Consider the following 19,492-nt stretch of genomic DNA (forward strand, 5'->3'; position numbering starts at 1 on the left):
CCCCAGTGCGCGGCGGTGCGCGTGTCGTCCACATCGCGAACGGGCCCGAGCGTGGCCCGGTCGCAGCCTCCGGTCACGGTCCTCGCCACACCCCGACCCGAGGAGACCCCGTGAGCGACGCCCCTACACCGGACTCACCCGCCTGCCGTGCACCCCGACGACTGCGGCGCCCGCTGCTGATCGCCTCGGCCCTCGCCGCCGCCTTCCTCGTCACCATCGACGCGGCGTCGTTCGCCGCGACCGGCTCGGGCCTCGTCCTCGGCAGGGTCAACACCGCGTCTGCACCCACGACCATCAGCAACGACGGCGCCGGCCCCGCCCTGCGGCTGACGACGTCGAGCAGCACCTCGGCGCCGTTCGCCACCAACGCCACCGGCAAGGTCGTCAACCTCCACGCGGACAAGCTCGACGGCATGGACGCCGCCGCCCTCGTCGCCGCCGCTCGGACGGCGGTGGACGCCGCGAAGCTCCAGGGCCGCACCGCGGCCGAGATCGCCGCTTTGGCGCCGGTGCCGCGCTTCACCTTCGTGCGCACCAGCATCCGCCAGACCTCGAACCCGGGATGGCTGCCCGGAGCGCTGTCGTCGGACGGTGCTGCTCCGGGCACGTACCGCCTCACCGGAACGCTCATGGTGCCGTGCTCCCCCAGCAGCGCCTCGGGCTACCTGCTGGCACTTGCGGTCGTACGAAGCGCGATCGACGTGGACCCGGTCATCCTGCAGCGTCCGGTTGCCGCGACGCTCTGCGGCAAGCCCATCCCGATCGCCGAGACCGTCACGATGGACTCGGGCGCGCGGCTGCTGCTGCGGGTGCACGACATCGACGCCGGCGACCTCGTGAGCCTGCCGCTCTCCTTCGATCTGCGCGCCGTGCCCATCGGAGCAGCGCTCTGAGCGGCGATGCGCGACGGGCCGGCTCCCGTGAGGGAGCCGGCCCGTCGTCGGGCGTGATGCGGGTCAGGCGAGGACCGACTCCAGCGTGGTGGCGGGGAGGTCGGGGAACGCCTCGGCCACGGCGCCGTAGGTGATCTGGCCGGCGTGGGTGTTGAGGCCGAGCGCGAGCGACGTGTCGTCCGCCAGCGCCTTCTTCCAGCCCTTGTTCGCGAGCGCCACGGCGTACGGCAGCGTCACGTTGGTGAGCGCGTACGTCGAGGTGTTCGGCACCGCACCCGGCATGTTCGCGACGCAGTAGAAGACCGAGTTGTGCACGGCGTACGTCGGGTCCGCGTGCGTGGTGGGGCGCGAGTCCTCGAAGCAGCCGCCCTGGTCGATGGCGATGTCGACGAGGACCGATCCCGGCTTCATCCGCGACACGAGCTCGTTGCTGATGAGCTTGGGGGCCTTGGCGCCGGGGACGAGCACCGCGCCGATGACCAGGTCGGCGTCGAGGACGGCGCGCTCGATCTCGAACGAGTTCGACGCGATCGTCTGCACGTGACCCTGGTAGATCGCGTCCATCTGGCGGAGGCGGGCGATGTTGAGGTCGAGCAGGAGCACCTCGGCCTGCATGCCGAGCGCGATCGCCGCGGCGTTCTGGCCGGAGACGCCACCACCGAGGACGACGACCTTCGCGGCGTAGGTGCCGGACACGCCGCCCATGAGCACGCCACGGCCGCCGTTGGCGCGCATGAGCGCGTGGGCACCGACCTGCGGGGCGAGCCGGCCGGCCACCTCGGACATCGGCGCGAGCAGCGGCAGCGAGCGGTCGGGCAGCTCGACGGTCTCGTAGGCGATCGCGGTGACGCCGTTGTTGATGAGCGCCTCGGTGCAGGCGCGGCCCGCGGCGAGGTGCAGGTAGGTGAAGAGGGTCTGGCCCGAGCGCATGCGGTGGTACTCCTCCGCGACGGGCTCCTTCACCTTGAGGATGAGGTCGCCGGTCGCCCAGACGTCGTCCGCCGTGGGGAGGATGGTCGCGCCCGCGGCGACGTACTCGTCGTCGGTGATCGAGGAGCCGACACCTGCGTCGTGCTCGATGTAGACCTCGTGGCCGTTCTTCACGAGCTCGAACACGCCGGCCGGGGTGATGGCCACGCGGTACTCGTGGTTCTTGACCTCGCGGGGGATTCCGACCTTCACGACATGCCTCCGATGCGCTGATTGCTCCTGCGGAGGATGATGAAGCCAGAGCCGCAACTCGGGTAGTTCGGGTGCAGTTCGTTCGGTACATTACGTCCATGCCCGAACCACGTTCGAAGAAGCCGGTCAAGCGCCCCACACCCTCGAATCCGGTGCAGAAGCCTCTCGACGCCGTCGACCGGGAGATCCTCTCCGAGCTCGTCCGCGAGGGGCGCCTGCCCAACAACGTGCTCGCCGAGCGCCTCGGCATCGCGCCCTCGACCTGCCTCATGCGCACCCAGAACCTCGTGAAGAGGGGCGTGATCCGCGGTTTCCGGGCCGACGTCGACCACGCGAAGGTCGGCGCGGGTCTGCAGGCGATGGTGTCGGTTCGGGTGCGACCCGGCGCGCGGGGGGCGCTGCTCGAGTTCGGCAAGCGCCTCGCGCACGAGCCCGGCGTGCTCAACGTCTACTTCGTCGCCGGGGCGTTCGACTTCCTCGTGCACGTGGCAGCGTCGGACTCCGAGGGCCTGCGCGACTTCGTCACCCAGAACCTGTCGGCGCGGCCGGAGACGGAGTCGACCCAGACCAGCCTGGTGTTCGAGCACTTCCCCGGCGCGGGGATCCCGCTGTAGCTCAGGAGGAGCGGTAGATCCGGGCGCGGCCTGATCCGGCGACCCGCTCCCGCGCGGGCCACGCGGCGTCGGCCGCGCGCAGCGTCGACCAGCCGGCCGAGCGCGCCGCGAGCGCGGCAAGGGTGGCCGCGACCGTCAGCGGTGCGGTGAGCCGACCGGCGAGCACCGCGAGCACAGCCTCCTCGAGCGGCACCCACGCGACCGGCAGGTCGCGCTCCTCGCCGTCCCCCGGCGGTCGGCCGCCCGGCGCGGGCGCGAGGTCGCGCGCGAGGTAGCACCGGATCGTCTCGCTCGATCCGCCCGGCGAGTTCTCCAGATCCACGAGCACGTCCCAGCGCGCGGCGACGAGCCCCGCCTCCTCGACGAGCTCTCGGGCGGCGCCCGCCTGCGGCGACTCGTCGGCGACGTCGAGCAGCCCGGCGACCGGCTCCCACAGCGACATGCCGACGGGGTGGCGGTACTGCCGGATGAGGAGCACGCGGTCGTGGTCGTCGAGGGCGAGGACGCCGACGGCGCCCGGGTGCTGCACGAACTCGCGACGGACGGTCTGCCCGTCACCGAGGTCGACGGTGTCGCGGCGCAGGTCCCACACCATCCCGGCGTGGATCAGCTCGGTCTCGAGGAGGGCGCGCTCGTCGACCTCGTCGGTCAGCGACGACGGGTCGCCCGGCCACGTCGGCGGCAGGACGTACGGGGCCTCGCTCACGCCGTCAGACGTTGACGTCGGTGAGCGACACCGTGACGCCGCGACGTGCGTTCGCCGCAGCGATGAGTCCGCGGAACAGCGGGTGCGCCTTGGTCGGGCGCGAACGCAGCTCGGGGTGGGCCTGGGTCGCGACGTAGTACGGGTGCGCCTCGCGCGGGAGCTCGACGAACTCCACGAGGCGCCCATCGGGCGAGGTGCCGGAGAACCAGAGCCCGGCCTCCTCGAGCTGGCCGCGGAAGTCGTTGTTGACCTCGTACCGGTGCCGATGGCGCTCGTCGATGTACGGCTCGCCGTACACCTCGCGCACGATCGATCCGTCCGCGAGCTTGGCCGGGTAGAGACCGAGGCGCATCGTGCCGCCCATATCGCGCTCGCCGGCCACGACGTCGCGCTGGTCGGCCATCGTGGAGATCACCGGGTACGGCGTGGCCTCGTCGAACTCGGTCGAGCCGGCGTTCTCGAGGCCGCACATCGTGCGCGCGTACTCGATCACCATGCACTGCAGGCCGAGGCAGAGGCCGAGGGTCGGGATGCCGCGCTCGCGCGTGAAGCGCAGCGCCGCGAGCTTGCCCTCGATGCCGCGCACTCCGAAGCCGCCCGGCACGCACACGGCGTCGACGTCGCCGAGCAGGCGCTCGGCGCCTTCCGGGGTGACGCAGTCGTCCGAGGTGACCCAGCGGATGTTCACGCGGGTGTCGTTGGCGAAGCCGCCGGCGCGCAGCGCCTCGGTGACCGAGAGGTAGGCGTCCGGCAGGTCGACGTACTTGCCGACGAGCGCGACCGTCACCTCGTGAGCGGGGTGGTGCACGCGGCGCAGCAGCTGGTCCCACGCGGTCCAGTCGACGTCGCGGAACGGCAGGTCGAGGCGGCGCACGACGTAGGCGTCGAGTCCCTCGCTGTGCAGCACCTTCGGGATGTCGTAGATGCTCGGCGCGTCGACCGCGGCCACGACGGCCTCGACGTCGACGTCGCACATGAGCGAGATCTTGCGCTTGATGCTCGCCGGCACCTCGCGGTCGGCGCGCAGCACGATCGCGTCGGGCTGGATACCGATGTTGCGCAGCGCGGCGACGGAGTGCTGGGTCGGCTTGGTCTTCAGCTCGCCCGACGGCCCGATGTAGGGCAGCAGCGAGACGTGCAGGAAGAAGACGTTGTCGCGGCCGATCTCGTGCCGGATCTGACGGATCGCCTCGAGGAACGGAAGCGACTCGATGTCGCCGACCGTGCCGCCGACCTCGGTGATGACGACGTCGACCTCGGGCCCGGCCATCCGGCGGATGCGCGACTTGATCTCGTTGGTGATGTGCGGGATCACCTGCACCGTGTCGCCGAGGTACTCGCCGCGGCGCTCCTTGGCGATGACCTGCGAGTAGACCTGGCCCGTCGTCACGTTGGCCGACCCGTGCAGGTCGACGTCGAGGAAGCGCTCGTAGTGGCCGACGTCCAGGTCGGTCTCGGCGCCGTCGTTCGTGACGAACACCTCGCCGTGCTGGAACGGGTTCATCGTGCCCGGATCGACGTTGAGGTACGGATCCAGCTTCTGCATCGTCACGCGGAGACCGCGCGACTTCAGAAGGTTCCCGAGCGAGGAGGCCGTGAGGCCCTTGCCGAGAGAGGAGGCGACGCCGCCGGTGACGAAGAGGTGCTTAGTCGTGTGGCCCACGGGGGTCCAGGCTATCAGGGGGCCGCCGACGGTCCGACCGTCTCCGGGACCGACGGCGTGTCTGCGCCCGGAACGGTCGCGGGGAGCGCGTCGGGGGCCGGGGTGGACGTGCCCGTTGGGGTCGGTGTGACGGATGTGCCGGTCGGAGCGGGTGACGCGGAGGTCGTCGTCGGACCGGGCGTCGGCGAGTCGGCGTGTCGGCGTGTCGGCGAGCATCCCGCCGACCTGCAGCGTCGCCCGCGCGCAGTACCGCGCCATGTACGGCGTGACGGTCCGCGGCATGCGACGAGCGCGCGGGCGGGACGACCGAGCATCCGCCGAGCTACGAGACGGCGGGGCGGTCGGTCATGCGCCGTCCGGTGCATGGTGGGGCTAGACCCGGGCGAGCTCCTCGCGCAGGACCGAGAGGCCCACCGATCCCAGCGCCAGCGCCCGCATGTGCCAGGCCTTGAGGTCGAACGACTCCCCTGCTGCGGCCTGGGCGTCTGCGCGCGCGGCGAGCCACTCACGCTCCCCGACCTTGTAGCAGATGGCCTGGCCGGGCAGCCCGAGATAGCGGTCGATCTCGCTGGCCGCGAAGGCCGGCGTCTGCAGGCCGCGCACCCGCAGGAAGTCGCGTGCGATGTCGGCGTCCCAGACCCGGCCGCGCGGATCGGCGGCCAGGCCCTCGACGAGCACCGGGTCGATGTCGGCGGGGATCGCGAGGCCCAGGTGCAGGCCGATGTCGATCACCACGCGGGCGGCGCGCAGCGCCTGGTTGGAGAGGTAGCCCAGCTCGGTCGCGGCCTCGGAGAAGTAGCCGAGCTCGTCCATGAGCCGCTCGGCGTACAGCGCCCAGCCCTCGCCGTTGCCGGAGATGAACTCCATCCGCTGGAACCGCGAGAGCCGGTCGGTCTGGGTCTTCACGTAGCCGAGCTGCAGGTGGTGGCCCGGAACGGCCTCGTGGTACCAGACCGACAGGAGCCACCACTTCCGGAACGAGGTGTCGACCACCGGCAGCCAGGTGCGGCCAGGGCGGCTGAAGTCCTCGCTCGGTGCGGTGTAGTACGGCGCTGCCGCGGCGCCGGCGGGCGCCAGCATCGCCTCGCACCGCAGCATCTGGTCGGGGATGTCGAAGTACGTGCCGTTGAACGACGCGGTCGTCCCGTCGGTGACCTGCTGCAGCCAGGCGCGGGCGTCCTCGGCGCCCTCGATCGTCCACTCGGGGTCGGCGTCGAGGCGTTCCATCGCCTCGAACGGGGTCACCCCGCCGTAGAGGCGGGCGGCGCAGTCGTTCATGCGCCGGGTGATCTCGGCGAGGTCGGCCCAGCCCCAGGCGTACGTCTCCTGCGGGTCGATGTCGGTGCCGCTGTAGACGCGCGCCATCGTGCGGTAGACGTCGGCACCGACGCCGTCCTCGTCGACCGCGGCGTCGGCGTACGTGCCGCGCATCCAGTCGGCGAGGTCGGCGTACGCCGCCGTGGCGGCGGCTGCGGACGCCTCGAGCCGCGCGCGCAGCGCGTCGTCGTCGCCGGCGTAGCCCGCGACGTAGGTGCCGAACCAGGGCGTGGGCTCCGTGCCGGCCGAGGCCTCCCTCCCGGCGCACACCGCCGCCATCTGCGCCGCCCCGAGCACCTGCCGGCGCGCGGGCAGCACGCCCTCGGCGATCCCCGCCTCGTACGCCTCGCGCAGGCCGGCGAGCGCGCCCGGCACCTGCTCGAGGCGGGCGGCGATGACGGCCCAGTCGGCGTCGTCCGCCGTCGGCATCATCGTGAACACGTTGCGGTTGTGCTGCACCGGGCAGCCGAGCACGTTGACGTCGCGCAGGTGCAGCCGCAGGTCGTGGACCGCGAGCCGCGACTCGAGCCGCTCGCGCATCACGGCGACCGCGAGCCGGTCGTCGTCGTTCTCGACCGGCAGCGTGTCGAGCTCGGCCAGCCAGCCGCGCGCCTGCTCGGCGCGGGCGTCGTACGCCGCGGGCGACTGATCGGTGAGCAGGTGGTCGAACCCGGGCACGCCCATGTACGTGGCGAAGATCGGGTGCCCTGCGGCCGTCCCGTCGACGATGCGGGACGCGAGGTCGAACACCTGGCTCATGCGGTGGCCTTCTTCCGGGACGACGGGCGGGCTGGGCTCGCGATCTGCGCCGCGCGTTCGGCGGCGGCGAGGTCGAGCAGCTCCTGGGCGTGGGCGGCGGCGGACGCCGACCCCTCGAGACCCGCGAGCATCCGGCCGAGCTCGCGCACGCGCTCGGCATCGTCGAGCACGGTGAGACCCGAGGTGGTGACGCTGCCGTCGTCGCTCTTGACGACCACGACGTGCCTGTCGGCGAACGCCGCGACCTGCGGCAGATGCGTGACGACGACGACCTGCGCGGAGCGGGCGAGCCGCGCGAGGCGGCGTCCGACCTCGACCGCGGCGCGGCCACCGACACCGGCGTCGACCTCGTCGAACACCAGCGTCGGCACCGACTCCGATCCTGCGAACACGACCTCGACGCCGAGCATCACGCGGGAGAGCTCGCCGCCGCTCGCGCCCTTCGCGATCGGTCGGGCCGGCGCGCCGGTGTGCGGACACAGCAGCAGCTCGACCTCGTCGACGCCGGAGGGCCCGAAGGCCAGCCGTCGGGTGGCGCCGCCGATCTCGACGTCGATGCCGTCCGGGTGCTCGAGGTGCCGCACGTCGACCGAGAGCACCGCGTGCGGCATCGCGAGCTCGGCGAGCTCGGAGGTCACCAGCGCCGAGAACCGCACCGCGGCCTCCGACCGCGCCGCCGACACGGCGGCGGCGAGCCGTCCGAGCTCTGCGCGCAGCCGATCGCGCTCCGCGGTCAGAGCCCCGACCTGCTCGTCGTCCGCATCGAGCGTGAGCAGGCGGCCCGCGGCCTCCTCGGCCCAGGCCAGCACGTCGTCGACCGTGGCGCCGTACTTGCGGGTCAGCCCGCCCAGCGCGGCCCGCCGGTCCTCCACCGCAGCGAGGCGCAGCGGATCGCTCTCGACCCCTGCGGCGTACGACGCCAGCTCGGCGGCGACGTCGGCGAGCGCGGCCGAGGCGTCGGCGAGGCGGTCGGCGAGCGAGCCGAGCTCGGAGTCGTGCTCGCGCTGCGCGTCGAGCGCGCGCCGCGCGGCGGACACGAGCGCGATGGCGTCGACCTCCGACGCGGCGCCGTCCTCGGACCGCAGCGCCGCATGGGCCTCCGACGCCGCCTCGCGCAACGACTCGGCGTGCCCCAGACGTGACGACTCGGCAGCGAGCGACTCCCCCTCGGCGGGCTGCGGGGCCACCGACTCGATCTCGGCGAGACCGTGCCGCAGCAGATCGGCCTCCTGCGCGCGCTCCCGGGCGTGCGCGGTGATCTCGGCCAGCTCGGCCTCGACCGCGCGCAGCCGGTCGTACGCGGCCCGGTACTGCCCGCGCGGCACCAGCACGGCGTCGCCGGCGAACCGGTCGAGCGCGCCGCGCTGGCGCGCCGGGGCCAGCAGCCGCTGCTGGTCGCTCTGCCCGTGCACGGCCACGAGGTCGTCGGCGAGCTCGGCCAGGACCGACGCCGGCACCGATCGGCCGCCGAGGAACGCTCGGCTGCGACCCTCGCCCGCCACGGTGCGGGCGATGACCAGCGCGCCGTCGTCGAGGTCTCCCCCGGCGTCGGCGACGCGGTCGACGACGCGCTGCTCGCGCACCCGGAACCGGCCCTCGACCTCGGCTCGCTCGGTGCCCGGCCGGACGACGCCGGCATCGGCCTTGCCGCCGAGCAGCAGGCCGAGCCCGCTGAGCACCAACGTCTTGCCCGCCCCCGTCTCACCGGTGAGCGCGGTGAAGCCGGCGTGCGGCTCCACCACGGCGTCGTCGATGACGCCGAGGCCGCGGATCCGGATCTCCTCGATCACCCGCGCGTGCCTCGCCAGCCGTCGACGGGGAGGGCGAACTTCGCGACGAGCCGGTCGGTGAACGGCTTGGTGTGCAGCCGTGCGAAGCGCACCGGCGACGGGTGGCGCGTGATCTCGACGCGCGAGCCGGTGGGCAGCTCGACGAGGCGCCGGCCGTCGCACCACATGACCCCGCCGCCCTGGCCCGAGAGCACCTCGACCGCGATCGTGCTGCGCGGCGACACCACGAGGGGGCGCGCGAAGAGCGCGTGCGCGCTGATGGGGACGACGAGCAGCGCCTCGACCTCGGGCCACACCACCGGGCCGCCGGCGGAGAACGCGTACGCCGTGGAGCCCGTCGGCGTCGCGGCGACGACGCCGTCGGCGCCCCAGCGCGAGAGCGGACGGCCGTCCACCTCGACGAGGATCTCGATCATGCGCTCGCGCGAGTCCTTCTCGACCGACGCCTCGTTCAGGGCCCACGTGCGCGCCACCTCGACGCCGTCGCGGGTGACGACGACCTCGAGGGTCGTGCGCTCCTCGACCGTCCAGGTGCGGTCGACCACGGCCGCCACCACCGTGGTGGTCTCGTCGCGCTCGGCCTCGGCGAGGAAGCCGACATGGCCGAGGTTCATGCCGAGGATGGGGACGTCGTACGGGCGGGCGAGCTCGGTGCCGCGCAGCATCGTGCCGTCGCCGCCGATGACCACGACGAGCTCGCACCCCTCGGCTGCGCCGTCCATGCCCACGATCTCGACGTGCGGCAGGTCGATGTCGACCTCGCTCTGCGCGCGCACCTCGATCCCTGCGGCGACGAACGCGTGCGCGATCTCGTGCGCAACCGAGACGGCCTCGGCACGCACCCCGTGGACGGCCAGCAGCACGCGCCGGGTCGAGCCCTCGGGCTGCTCGGTCACTGGGGACCCTCCTCGATCGCGCGTGCGAGGTCGACGTCGTCGAGCGGCTCGGCCCCACGACGCAGGTGCAGGAAGTACTCGACGTTGCCGCTCGGGCCCGGGAGGGGCGAGGCGACGACGCCGGCGGTGCCGAGACCGAGGTCCCACGCCGCCACCGCGATCCTACGGACCGCGTCGGACCGGAGGGCGGGGTCGCGCACGACGCCACCCGCTCCGACGAGGTCCTTGCCGACCTCGAACTGCGGCTTGACCATGAGCGCGAGGTCGGCGTCGGGCGTGGCGACCGCCGCCAGCGGCGGGAGCACGAGGCGCAGCGAGATGAACGAGAGGTCGCCCACCACGAGGTCCGGGGCGAAGGGGAGCATCTCGGCGGTGAGGTCGCGCACGTTGGTGCGCTCGAGCACCGTGACACGCGGATCGCTGCGCACCGGCCAGGCGAGCTGGCCGTACCCGACGTCGACGGCGACGACCGCCGCGATCCCGCGGCGCAGCAGCACGTCGCAGAAGCCGCCGGTGCTGGCACCCGCGTCGAGGGCGTGCCGCCCCGCGACGTCGAGGCCGAAGGCGTCGAGAGCGCCGATGAGCTTGTGCGCCCCGCGGGAGACGTAGTCCGGGCCGTCCTCGGCCCCGGTCACCTTGAGGCTCGCCGTGGCGTCGACCTGCGTGGCCGGCTTGGTCGCCACCACGTTCGCGAGCAGCACCCGTCCGTCCTCGATGAGGGCGCGGGCCTGCTCGCGCGAGCGCGCGAGACCACGATGGACGAGCTCGGCGTCGAGCCGCCTCCGGGCCTGGGCCACCGTGCTCAGCGCACCTCGGCGTCGGCGAGGGCGTCCTGCAGCCGGCGGTGCACGTCGTCGTAGACCGCGACGTGGTCGGCGGTGGGCAGCTCGGCGAGGTCGCCGAGGCGTGCGGTGGCCGCGTCGATGCGCGGGTCGCCGGTGACCTCGGGCTCGGGCAGGGCGGCGAGCTGCTCCCGGGCGGACAGCGCGAAGGCCAGCGTGCCGCTCGGCTGCTGCTCGTGCGCGGCGCCCGGGCCGACGGCGTCCGAGCCGTCGTCGATCGCGTCGATCGGGTCGGCCGCCACGGCGTCGGCAGCAGCAGCGCCCTCGGCGACGACGTCCCCGACGACGGTGTCGGCCTCGATCACCGTGTCCGCCACGACCTCGGTGGTCGCAGCGCCGTCGTCGTACGGAGTCGAGTCCCAGGTCTCGCTCACGCCTGGCCGTCCTCGGGCGCCACGACGACCTTCTTCTTGCGCGGACGCGGTGCTGCCGCTGCCGCTGCCTCGGGCTCGGGCTCGGCCTCGGCCTCCGCTGCAGGCTCGGCGTCAGCGGCGGCCGCGGGGGCGGCCGCGGCACCGACCTGGGCGCGGACCTCGGCGAGCGAGGACTCCAGGCGCGAGACGTGCCGGCGGACGGCGGCGAGCTCCTCCTCGCGGACGAAGCCCATGCGGCCCGCCGCGCGGTCGACCTCGGTGCGCACGAGCCCGACGAGCAGCTCGCGGTTCTGCTCGCTCGTCTCGACGAGGTCGTCGGCGAGCTTGGCGACCTGGCCCGCAGCTGCGGTCGCGGCCGAGGCGGCCTGGTCCTTGCCGGGCACGGGCACCGCACCGGTGACCTCGAGGCCCTGGCTGACCAGCGCGCTCGCGACCTCGCGGGCCTTGGCCACGGTCACCTCGGTGAGGCCCGTCGCCAGCTGGACATAACCCTTGAGAGCCTCGAGCACGTCGCTCACCCCATCGTCGGTCTGCAGGATCGGGCCACCCCGGGTGACCCGGCGCCCACGCTATCGCGCGGTGCTGCGATAGCGTCGCCGACGGGCGGCTGCTCGGCATCTCGAGCCTCGCCTCCCTGCCCGACAACCCGACGACTGCGGAGCGTGCACCCCGATGGCCACCGTCGAGTCGGTCCGCGCCGGGCTCGAGGCTCTCGTCGCCTCCATGGACGACCTCGACCCCGACACGCGGCGCAAGATCCCGGACCGCGCGCTGTCGGCCTACTTCACTGACCTCGACACGGCGTTCGCCGGACGGCTGCAGTCCGGGTCGCTCGTCGACGTCGTCGAGATCGACCCCGCTGCGCGCAAGGACGCGCACCTGCGCCTCGCGCTCGACTCGGACACGTTCCTGTCGATCGTGGAGGGCCGCCTGGACTTCGCGCATGCGTGGGGCCACGGCAAGGTCAGGGTGGACGCCCGGATCCGCGACATCTGGGAGCTCCGGAAGTTCCTCTGAGAGGTGCTGCGGACGCTCCGCCGCTCAGCGACCCAGCGCTGTCGCGACGTCGGACAGCAGCGACGCCTCGTCGACGGGCGGCCGTGGCGCACCGGCGTCGGCGGCCGACCACGCCGCCCGGCAGGCCGCGCGCAGCCGGGCGAGCCCGTCGTCCGACCCCGGCGCCCCGGGCGGGACGGCGACCGACACCGTCGCCAGCGGTAGCGCGAGCCCGCGCAGATCCGCGGCGATGAACGTGGGGCGGCGGATCGGCGGCGCAGCCAGCAGGGCGGCGACCCCGGTCACGCCGGTCAGGACGAGCAGGCTGGGGATCCCGCTGCGGTGGCCTGCCTCGATGTCGGTGTCGAGCCGGTCGCCGACCATGAGCGGCCGCAGCGCACCGACGCGCTCGATCGACTCGCGCACGAGGGGCTCGAAAGGTTTTCCCGCCACGACCGCCGGGGCGATCCCCGTGGCGGCCACGACGGCCCCCACGAGGGTGCCGTTGCCGGGGGCGATGCCGCGATCGGTGGGGATGCTGAGGTCGAGGTTGGTGGCCACGAGCAGGGCGCCCGCCCCCACCGCGTACGACGCCTCGGCCAGCTCGCGCCACGAGACATCCGGGCCGTAGCCCATGAGCACGGCGACGGGTGCATCCGCGGCCGAGGTCACGGGCACCAGCCCGCGGGCCTGCAGGGACTGCGCGACACCGGGGCCGCCGACGGCGAGGACCCTGCTGCCCGCCGCGACGCGGGCGGCGACCTCGCGGGCACCGGCCTGCGCCGAGGTGACGACGCCGTGCTCGGCCACCTCCAGCCCGAAGGACCGCAGGTGCTCGGCCACGACCGAGGCAGGGCGCGCCGCGTTGTTCGTGACGTACGCCGTCGTCACGCCGGCAGCGCCCGCGGCGTGCAGCGCGTCGACGGCGTGCCGCACAGGGTGCGGGCCCACGTACACCACGCCGTCCAGGTCGAGCAGGAGGGCGTCGTGCACGTCGAGCAGGGTCGGTCCGGGAGCGCCCGGCGCGTCAGTGGTCACGTGAGTCCCTCGTCCGCGGATCCCACCGGATCCATGCCCGCCTCGACCCGGGCGGCGATCGTCGCCCGCACCTGGCCGAGCGCCCGCGCGTACTCCGTGCGGTCCGGGCGCAAGACCGTGGCCATCGCCAGGTGCTCGGCCGCCTCCGGGAACATCCGGAGCCGCCAGAGGGCGAGACCGAGCCCGAACCGCGCGTAGTCGTCGTCGGGCACGAGATCGACGAGCACCCGGAACTCCCGCTCGGCCTCGGCGAAGCGACGGGAGTCGAACAGCGCGCGGGCCCAGGCCTCGCGGATCGATGCCGCGCCGGGCTCGGCGCGCGCCGCCCAGGCCAAGAGCTCGGCCGCCGCTGCCGCGTTCCCCTGCTCGAGCAGCGCCCTGCCCCGGCGGTACCAGTCGTAGGCCTCGCCCGCCGGGGCGAGCACACCGTGCGGCATCCGCAGCACCGGGACACCGTCGCCCGGCAGGAGCGGCACCACCTCGCCGGGGACGACGGACGGCCGCTCGTCCGCGGGCTCGACGGGGCGCTCGCTCACCCGGTCATGGTGCCACGCCCCGCGCCGTGCCCGTGGCCACGCGTCGTGCCGCCGCCACCTCCACCTCGTAACGGGACATGGGCCCTGCACCCGCCCGGAAGAACCGTCGGTGCAGCGAACCGCGCACCTCCACGACATCGCCGTGCCGCCAGCGCAGGAGGCTCCGTCGGACGCCGCTGGCGTAGGCGGCGCAGTCGAGGGTGTCGTGGCTCGCCCGGGCCCCCGGCGGCCGGTCGACGACCAGCCGCACCACCACGACCCGGTCGCCGGAGGGCAGCTCGCGGTCCTCCGGGTCGCCCGAGAGCCGCCCTCGGAGCACCACCTCGTTGACCGGCTCCCCCGCCGCGTCCCCCGAGCCGCTCCGGGGCTTCGTCGCTGCAGACATCTGTGCCTCCTTCGCCCGCCGCGCCCATCCGGCGCGGTCACGCGGCCGTACGCTGCGCGGGACCGCCCACGGGCCGGGACCTCGCGCCGGGACCGGCTGGGGACGACGCGCCAGGAGGACGAGCTGTGGACGACGACGCGGCCGGCACCACCGACCCGGTCGACCTCGGGGACGAGGTCTGGCTCATCGACACCCGGATGGGCGGGTACGACGGCATCACGGCGGGCTACCTGATCCGGGGAGAGCGCCCGGCGCTGGTCGAGACGGGAGCCGCCCGCTCGGCCGGCGAGGTGGTACGCGCACTCGCCGGTCTCGGCGTGGGACCCGCGGACCTCGCCACCATCGTCGTGACCCATATCCACCTCGACCATGCGGGCGGCGTCGGCGACCTCGCCGCGGCCTTCCCGAACGCCGAGGTGGTCGTCCACCCGGCCGGGGCTCGCCACCTCGTCGACCCGAGCCGTCTGCTCGCCAGTGCCGCCCGCGTGTTCGGACCGGTGCTCGACGAGCTGTTCGGGCCCCTGCTGCCGACCGACGCCGGCCGCGTACGCGCTCTCGGCGACGGCGACGCGGTCGACCTCGGGGGTGGCCGGCGGCTCGAGTCGTTCGACTCCCCCGGCCACGCCCGGCACCACGTCGGCCTGCTCGACAGCCTCACCGGCGACCTCTACACGGGCGACGCCGCCGGCGTGTGGACGCCCGAGACCGAGGACCTGCGCCCGGCCACGCCGCCGCCCGAGTTCGACCTCGGGACCGCCATCGCCTCGCTCGAGAAGATGCGCGAGCGCCGACCGACCCGCCTGCTGTTCAGCCACTTCGGCCCGGTCTCGGACGTCGGCACCACGCTCGACCGCTCGGTCGAGGAGCTGCGGCTCTGGGTCGAGCTCGTGCGCGAGGCGCGGGCCGACGGTCTCGACGTCGACCACGCCGTCTCCCGTGTGCGCGAGCGCACCCTCGAGCGGTACGCCGTGCGCGCGCTGCCCGAGGTCGAGGCCAAGCTCGAGCTGCTGAGCAGCACCGAGGCCGACGTCCACGGCATCTGGCGCTATCTCGACCAGCAGGCAGCGCTCGAGAACGACTGAGCCGCAGCCGTTCGCGGGCTCACCTGCAGACGCGCGAAGGGCGCCGCTGCCACCACCGTGAGGTGGGGCAGCGGCGCCCTTCGGCGTGGTGCTGGTCAGGCTAGGCGCGGTCCTCGTCGGACTCGCCGAGGAGCTCGGCGACCTCGTCCTCCGGATCGACCGACGCGTCGTCGACCGCAGGGGCGAGGAACGCCACGTCGGTTCCGGCGTCCTCGTCGAGCTCGGACTCGAGCGGCTCTGAGCCGTCATCGAGACCCTCGCCGCCGACGAGCTCCTCGAGGGCCTCGACCCGCTCCTCGAGCTGCTCGACCTCGGCCTCGAGGACCTCGATCTCGTCCTCGTCGTCCCCGTCGTAGCCGTCGACCAGGGCGTCGTCCTCATCGTCGGTGTCGTCGTCCTCGCCGTCGAGCGTGTCCACCCACACGATGCCGTCGAGATCGGCGAGGCGCTCGGCCGCGTCGGTCTCGTCGGCGACGTCGGCCTCCATGGCCTTGGCGAACCACTCGCGCGCCTCGTCCTCCCGACCGGCAGCGAGCAGCGCGTCGGCGTACGCGAACTTGATGCGCGCGGACCACGACTCGGTGCTGGTGCTGCTCAGCTCCGGGCACTGCAGCGTGACGACGGCCGCGTCGAGCTGACCGAGGTCGCGACGGGCGCCTGACGCGACGATGCGCATCTCGACCCGACCGTCGCGGTCGAGACGGTCGACCTCCGGAGCACCGGCCATCGTGATCGCCCGCTCCGGACGCCCGAGGCCGCGCTCGCAGTCGGCCATGATCGGCCAGTAGCTGTCCGAGCCGGAGATCCGGCGGGCCGCACGGAACTGGGCGAGGGCATCGGCGTACTCGCCCGCCGTGTACGCCGCGACACCGGCGGCCTCACGGACGACGGCGAGCCGGCCGCCGCGGGCCACGGCCGCCTTGGCGTGCTCCCACGCGCGGTCGGGACGGTCCTCGAGCAGACGCTGGGTCATGACGAGGTGACGGCTCACGATCTCGGCGGCCTCGACCGACAGGCCGCGCAGGTCGCCACGGATCGCCTTGTCGAGCTCCTGACCGGTCACGTCGTCCGGGATCGCCGGACCTTCGACCCGGGCGGGGCGCTGGTCGCGTCCCTGGTAGCCGCCCTGGCCACCCCGGTCGTCGCGGCGCGGGCCACGGTTGCCGCCCTGGTAACCACCCGGGCCGCCACGACCCTGGTAGCCGCCCTGGCCACCCCGGTCGTCCCGACGCGGGCCACGGTCGCCCTGCGGGCGGTCGCCGTACGAACGCTGCGGACGGTCGCCCTGGGGGCGGTCGCCGTACGAACGCTGGGGACGGTCGCCCTGCGGACGGTCGCCGTAGGAACGCTGCGGACGGTCGCCCTGGGGACGGTCGCCGTAGGAACGGGGCGCGCGGTCGTCGCGCTGCTGGTAGCCACCACCGGACGGGCGGTCGCCGTAGGAACGCTGGGGACGGTCGCCCTGGGGGCGGTCGCCGTAGGAACGGGGAGCGCGGTCGTCGCGCTGCTGGTAGCCACCACCGGACGGGCGGTCGCCGGCCGGCCGCTGGGGACGGTCGCCCTGCGGACGGTCGCCGTACGAACGCTGCGGACGGTCGCCGTAGGAACGCTGCGGACGGTCGCCCTGGGGACGGTCGCCGTAGGAACGGGGCGCGCGGTCGTCGCGCTGCTGGTAGCCACCGCCGGTCGGGCGGTCGCCGGCCGGCCGCTGGGGACGGTCGCCCTGGGGGCGGTCGCCGTAGGAACGGGGAGCGCGGTCGTCGCGCTGCTGATAGCCACCACCGGACGGGCGGTCGCCGTACGAGCGCTGGGGACGGTCGCCCTGGGGGCGGTCGCCGTACGAGCGCTGCGGGCGGTCGCCCTGGGGGCGGTCGCCGTACGAGCGCTGGGGACGGTCGCCCTGGGGGCGGTCGCCGTAGGAACGGGGAGCGCGGTCGTCGCGCTGCTGGTAGCCACCGCCGGACGGGCGGTCGCCGGCCGGCCGCTGCGGACGGTCGCCCTGCGGACGGTCGCCGTACGAACGCTGCGGACGGTCGCCCTGGGGGCGGTCTCCGTAGGAACGGGGAGCGCGGTCGTCGCGCTGCTGGTAGCCACCACCGGACGGGCGGTCGCCGTACGAGCGCTGCGGACGGTCGCCCTGGGGGCGGTCGTCGAAGCTGCGGCGCGGTGCGCGCTCGCCGCCCTGAGGGCGGTCGTTGTAGCCGCGGTCGTCGCGCGGGGCGTAGCCGCCACCGCTCTGCCCGCCGCTGCGCGGGTAGCCTCCGCCGGCACCGGCGCCGCTGGGGCGCCCGCCGGAGGTCGGTCGGCCAGAGGTCGGACGACCGCTGCCCTTGCTGTAGCCGCCGCTCGAGGCACCGGGACGGCCCTTGCCGCCCTTGCCCGCCGAGCCGCTACTGCCGCTGCGTGGTCCGTTCGCCATCTGACACTCCTTGTTCGCCGGCAGTTGCTGCCGGACTTCGACATAAACGAAAACGAGGCCGCCCCGATTGGGGCGACCTCGTCTCGAAAGAATGTCCGGCGGCGTCCTACTCTCCCACGCAGTCACCCGCGCAGTACCATCGGCTCTGAAAGGCTTAGCTTCCGGGTTCGGAATGGGACCGGGCGTTTCCCTTTCGACATGGCCGCCGAAACTCTATGGAGATGTTGATCGTTTCCCGACCGTATCTCGGGAACCGCACAGTGGACGCATAATCTAGTTTGTAAAGTGTAGTCAAGCCCTCGGCCTATTAGTACCGGTCAGCTGCATGCATTGCTGCACTTCCACCTCCGGCCTATCAACCCAGTGGTCTAGCTGGGGGCCTTACCCGGTTAACCCGGTGAGAGTCCTCATCTTGAAGCAGGCTTCCCGCTTAGATGCTTTCAGCGGTTATCCCTTCCGAACGTAGCCAACCAGCCGTGCCCTTGGCAGGACAACTGGCACACCAGAGGTTCGTCCGTCCCGGTCCTCTCGTACTAGGGACAGCCCTTCTCAAGACTCTTACGCGCACGGCGGATAGGGACCGAACTGTCTCACGACGTTCTAAACCCAGCTCGCGTACCGCTTTAATGGGCGAACAGCCCAACCCTTGGGACCTACTCCAGCCCCAGGATGCGACGAGCCGACATCGAGGTGCCAAACCATCCCGTCGATATGGACTCTTGGGGAAGATCAGCCTGTTATCCCCGGGGTACCTTTTATCCGTTGAGCGACGTCGCTTCCACATGCCGACGCCGGATCACTAGTTCCGACTTTCGTCCCTGCTCGACCCGTCGGTCTCACAGTCAAGCTCCCTTGTGCACTTGCACTCGACACCTGATTGCCAACCAGGCTGAGGGAACCTTTGAGCGCCTCCGTTACTCTTTAGGAGGCAACCGCCCCAGTTAAACTACCCACCAGGCACTGTCCCTGATCCGGATCACGGACCTAGGTTAGACAGCCAGTACGACCAGAGTGGTATTTCAAGATTGACTCCACAGAAACTGGCGTCCCTGCTTCACAGTCTCCCACCTATCCTACACAAATCGAACCGACCGCCAATACCAAGCTATAGTAAAGGTCCCGGGGTCTTTCCGTCCTGCCGCGCGTAACGAGCATCTTTACTCGTAGTGCAATTTCGCCGAGTCCACGGTTGAGACAGCGCTGAAGTCGTTACGCCATTCGTGCAGGTCGGAACTTACCCGACAAGGAATTTCGCTACCTTAGGATGGTTATAGTTACCACCGCCGTTTACTGGCGCTTAAGTTCTGAGCTTCGCACTTGCGTGCTAACCCGTCCCCTTAACGTTCCAGCACCGGGCAGGCGTCAGTCCATATACATCGTCTTGCGACTTGGCATGGACCTGTGTTTTTAGTAAACAGTCGCTTCAGCCTGGTCTCTGCGGCCGGAGCCAGCTTCAGGTGCAAGACCTGTCACCAGCCCTGGCCCCCCTTCTCCCGAAGTTACGGGGGCATTTTGCCGAGTTCCTTAACCATGGTTCACTCGATCGCCTTGGTATTCTCTACCTGATCACCTGTGTCGGTTTGGGGTACGGGCGGCTATGTCACTCGCTAGAGGCTTTTCTCGGCAGCATAGGATCACTCACTTCGCCTAATCGGCTCGGCATCAGATCTCAGGCACATGAGACGCGGATTTGCCTACGTCTCGCCCTACATCCTTACCCCGGGACTACCATCGCCCGGGTTGAGCTACCTTCCTGCGTCACCCCATCGCTTGCCTACTACTGGTTCGGGTCACCGTCTCCAGCAGGATCAGTCCGAAGACGTCCTCTGCCTTTGAGGGTTTAGCATCACCAGGTTCGGCATGGGCGCGACAAAACCGGTACGGGAATATCAACCCGTTGTCCATCGACTACGCCTGTCGGCCTCGCCTTAGGTCCCGACTTACCCAGGGCAGATTAGCTTGACCCTGGAACCCTTGATCATTCGGCGGAGGAGTTTCTC

Annotated in this window: 17 protein-coding genes and 2 rRNA genes (1 of these 19 cut by a window edge); 4 read left to right on the forward strand and 15 right to left on the reverse strand. The window is 72.3% G+C overall.

Features of this window, described 5'->3' with window-relative positions; genetic code table 11:
- Positions 1–110 precede the first annotated feature (110 nt).
- Positions 111–893, forward strand: coding sequence for a hypothetical protein (locus tag ACFQGU_RS11950; protein ID WP_386766931.1), 783 nt, complete (start codon positions 111–113; stop codon positions 891–893).
- Between the two features lie 63 nt (positions 894–956).
- Here ACFQGU_RS11950 and ald read toward each other — a convergent pair whose 3' ends face one another.
- Entirely contained in the window at positions 957–2,075 is a 1,119-nt protein-coding gene (gene ald, locus ACFQGU_RS11955) for an alanine dehydrogenase (RefSeq protein ID WP_386766933.1), read from the reverse strand.
- 98 nt (positions 2,076–2,173) lie between these two features.
- Here ald and ACFQGU_RS11960 point away from each other — a divergent pair, with 98 nt between their 5' ends.
- Positions 2,174–2,689, forward strand: coding sequence for an Lrp/AsnC family transcriptional regulator (locus tag ACFQGU_RS11960; RefSeq protein ID WP_386766935.1), 516 nt, complete (start codon positions 2,174–2,176; stop codon positions 2,687–2,689).
- Between the two features lies 1 nt (position 2,690).
- On the opposite strand, the gene ACFQGU_RS11965 is transcribed toward ACFQGU_RS11960, so the two are convergent.
- From ACFQGU_RS11965 to ACFQGU_RS12000, 8 genes are all read right to left on the reverse strand, one after another.
- Positions 2,691–3,395: an NUDIX domain-containing protein gene (locus ACFQGU_RS11965; RefSeq protein ID WP_386766937.1), complete on the reverse strand. Its 705-nt coding sequence runs from the start codon at positions 3,393–3,395 to the stop codon at positions 2,691–2,693.
- A 4-nt stretch (positions 3,396–3,399) separates the two neighbouring features.
- Positions 3,400–5,058 (reverse strand): CTP synthase, encoded by a 1,659-nt coding sequence (locus tag ACFQGU_RS11970; RefSeq protein WP_386766939.1) that lies wholly within the window; start codon positions 5,056–5,058, stop codon positions 3,400–3,402.
- A gap of 372 nt (positions 5,059–5,430) precedes the next feature.
- Positions 5,431–7,134: a DUF885 domain-containing protein gene (locus tag ACFQGU_RS11975; RefSeq protein WP_386766941.1), complete on the reverse strand. Its 1,704-nt coding sequence runs from the start codon at positions 7,132–7,134 to the stop codon at positions 5,431–5,433.
- The gene (recN, locus tag ACFQGU_RS11980; RefSeq protein ID WP_386766943.1) at positions 7,131–8,924 is read right to left on the reverse strand and encodes a DNA repair protein RecN; all 1,794 of its coding nucleotides are present in this window, start codon (positions 8,922–8,924) and stop codon (positions 7,131–7,133) included. The genes ACFQGU_RS11975 and recN overlap by 4 nt, the downstream gene beginning before the upstream one ends.
- Positions 8,921–9,820, reverse strand: coding sequence for an NAD kinase (locus ACFQGU_RS11985; protein WP_386766945.1), 900 nt, complete (start codon positions 9,818–9,820; stop codon positions 8,921–8,923). The genes recN and ACFQGU_RS11985 overlap by 4 nt, the downstream gene beginning before the upstream one ends.
- Entirely contained in the window at positions 9,817–10,617 is an 801-nt protein-coding gene (locus tag ACFQGU_RS11990; RefSeq protein WP_386766947.1) for a TlyA family RNA methyltransferase, read from the reverse strand. Before ACFQGU_RS11990 ends, ACFQGU_RS11985 begins: the two co-directional genes overlap by 4 nt.
- A gap of 5 nt (positions 10,618–10,622) precedes the next feature.
- Positions 10,623–11,036: a hypothetical protein gene (locus tag ACFQGU_RS11995; protein WP_386766949.1), complete on the reverse strand. Its 414-nt coding sequence runs from the start codon at positions 11,034–11,036 to the stop codon at positions 10,623–10,625.
- Complete coding sequence (locus ACFQGU_RS12000) at positions 11,033–11,554, reverse strand: polyhydroxyalkanoate synthesis protein PhaF (protein ID WP_386766951.1); 522 nt, start codon at positions 11,552–11,554, stop codon at positions 11,033–11,035. Before ACFQGU_RS12000 ends, ACFQGU_RS11995 begins: the two co-directional genes overlap by 4 nt.
- A 154-nt stretch (positions 11,555–11,708) precedes the next feature.
- Here ACFQGU_RS12000 and ACFQGU_RS12005 point away from each other — a divergent pair, with 154 nt between their 5' ends.
- On the forward strand, positions 11,709–12,053 hold the full coding sequence (locus ACFQGU_RS12005; protein ID WP_386766953.1) for a sterol-binding protein: 345 nt from the start codon (positions 11,709–11,711) through the stop codon (positions 12,051–12,053).
- Positions 12,054–12,077: 24 nt separating this feature from the next.
- On the opposite strand, the gene ACFQGU_RS12010 is transcribed toward ACFQGU_RS12005, so the two are convergent.
- From ACFQGU_RS12010 to ACFQGU_RS12020, 3 genes are read right to left on the reverse strand one after another with little or no spacing between them, the layout of a single operon-like run.
- On the reverse strand, positions 12,078–13,070 hold the full coding sequence (locus tag ACFQGU_RS12010) for an HAD-IIA family hydrolase (protein ID WP_386766954.1): 993 nt from the start codon (positions 13,068–13,070) through the stop codon (positions 12,078–12,080).
- Entirely contained in the window at positions 13,067–13,606 is a 540-nt protein-coding gene (locus tag ACFQGU_RS12015) for a tetratricopeptide repeat protein (protein WP_386766956.1), read from the reverse strand. Before ACFQGU_RS12015 ends, ACFQGU_RS12010 begins: the two co-directional genes overlap by 4 nt.
- A gap of 4 nt (positions 13,607–13,610) precedes the next feature.
- Entirely contained in the window at positions 13,611–13,991 is a 381-nt protein-coding gene (locus tag ACFQGU_RS12020; protein WP_386766958.1) for a single-stranded DNA-binding protein, read from the reverse strand.
- Between the two features lie 197 nt (positions 13,992–14,188).
- Here ACFQGU_RS12020 and ACFQGU_RS12025 point away from each other — a divergent pair, with 197 nt between their 5' ends.
- The gene (locus ACFQGU_RS12025; RefSeq protein WP_386768269.1) at positions 14,189–15,073 is read left to right on the forward strand and encodes an MBL fold metallo-hydrolase; all 885 of its coding nucleotides are present in this window, start codon (positions 14,189–14,191) and stop codon (positions 15,071–15,073) included.
- A gap of 100 nt (positions 15,074–15,173) precedes the next feature.
- On the opposite strand, the gene ACFQGU_RS12030 is transcribed toward ACFQGU_RS12025, so the two are convergent.
- From ACFQGU_RS12030 to ACFQGU_RS12040, 3 genes are all read right to left on the reverse strand, one after another.
- Complete coding sequence (locus tag ACFQGU_RS12030) at positions 15,174–17,492, reverse strand: tetratricopeptide repeat protein (RefSeq protein WP_386766960.1); 2,319 nt, start codon at positions 17,490–17,492, stop codon at positions 15,174–15,176.
- 93 nt (positions 17,493–17,585) lie between these two features.
- Positions 17,586–17,702: ribosomal RNA gene (gene rrf / locus ACFQGU_RS12035) — 5S ribosomal RNA — on the reverse strand.
- A gap of 77 nt (positions 17,703–17,779) precedes the next feature.
- A 23S ribosomal RNA gene (locus tag ACFQGU_RS12040) occupies positions 17,780–19,492 on the reverse strand (it continues 1,403 nt past the right edge of the window).

The sequence above is a fragment of the Longivirga aurantiaca genome, assembly GCF_042660085.1.
GTDB classification, from domain to species: domain Bacteria; phylum Actinomycetota; class Actinomycetes; order S36-B12; family CAIYMF01; genus Longivirga; species Longivirga aurantiaca.

What these genes read in the sequence shown, in the direction of transcription:
- ACFQGU_RS12025 (WP_386768269.1), top strand. Translation starts at nt 14,189, where the DNA reads ATGGGCGGGTACGACGGCATCACGGCGGGCTACCTGATCCGGGGAGAG.
- ACFQGU_RS12020 (WP_386766958.1), bottom strand. Translation starts at nt 13,991, where the DNA reads ATGTCTGCAGCGACGAAGCCCCGGAGCGGCTCGGGGGACGCGGCGGGG.
- ACFQGU_RS11975 (WP_386766941.1), bottom strand. Translation starts at nt 7,134, where the DNA reads ATGAGCCAGGTGTTCGACCTCGCGTCCCGCATCGTCGACGGGACGGCC.
- ACFQGU_RS11960 (WP_386766935.1), top strand. Translation starts at nt 2,174, where the DNA reads ATGCCCGAACCACGTTCGAAGAAGCCGGTCAAGCGCCCCACACCCTCG.
- ACFQGU_RS12005 (WP_386766953.1), top strand. Translation starts at nt 11,709, where the DNA reads ATGGCCACCGTCGAGTCGGTCCGCGCCGGGCTCGAGGCTCTCGTCGCC.
- ACFQGU_RS12030 (WP_386766960.1), bottom strand. Translation starts at nt 17,492, where the DNA reads ATGGCGAACGGACCACGCAGCGGCAGTAGCGGCTCGGCGGGCAAGGGC.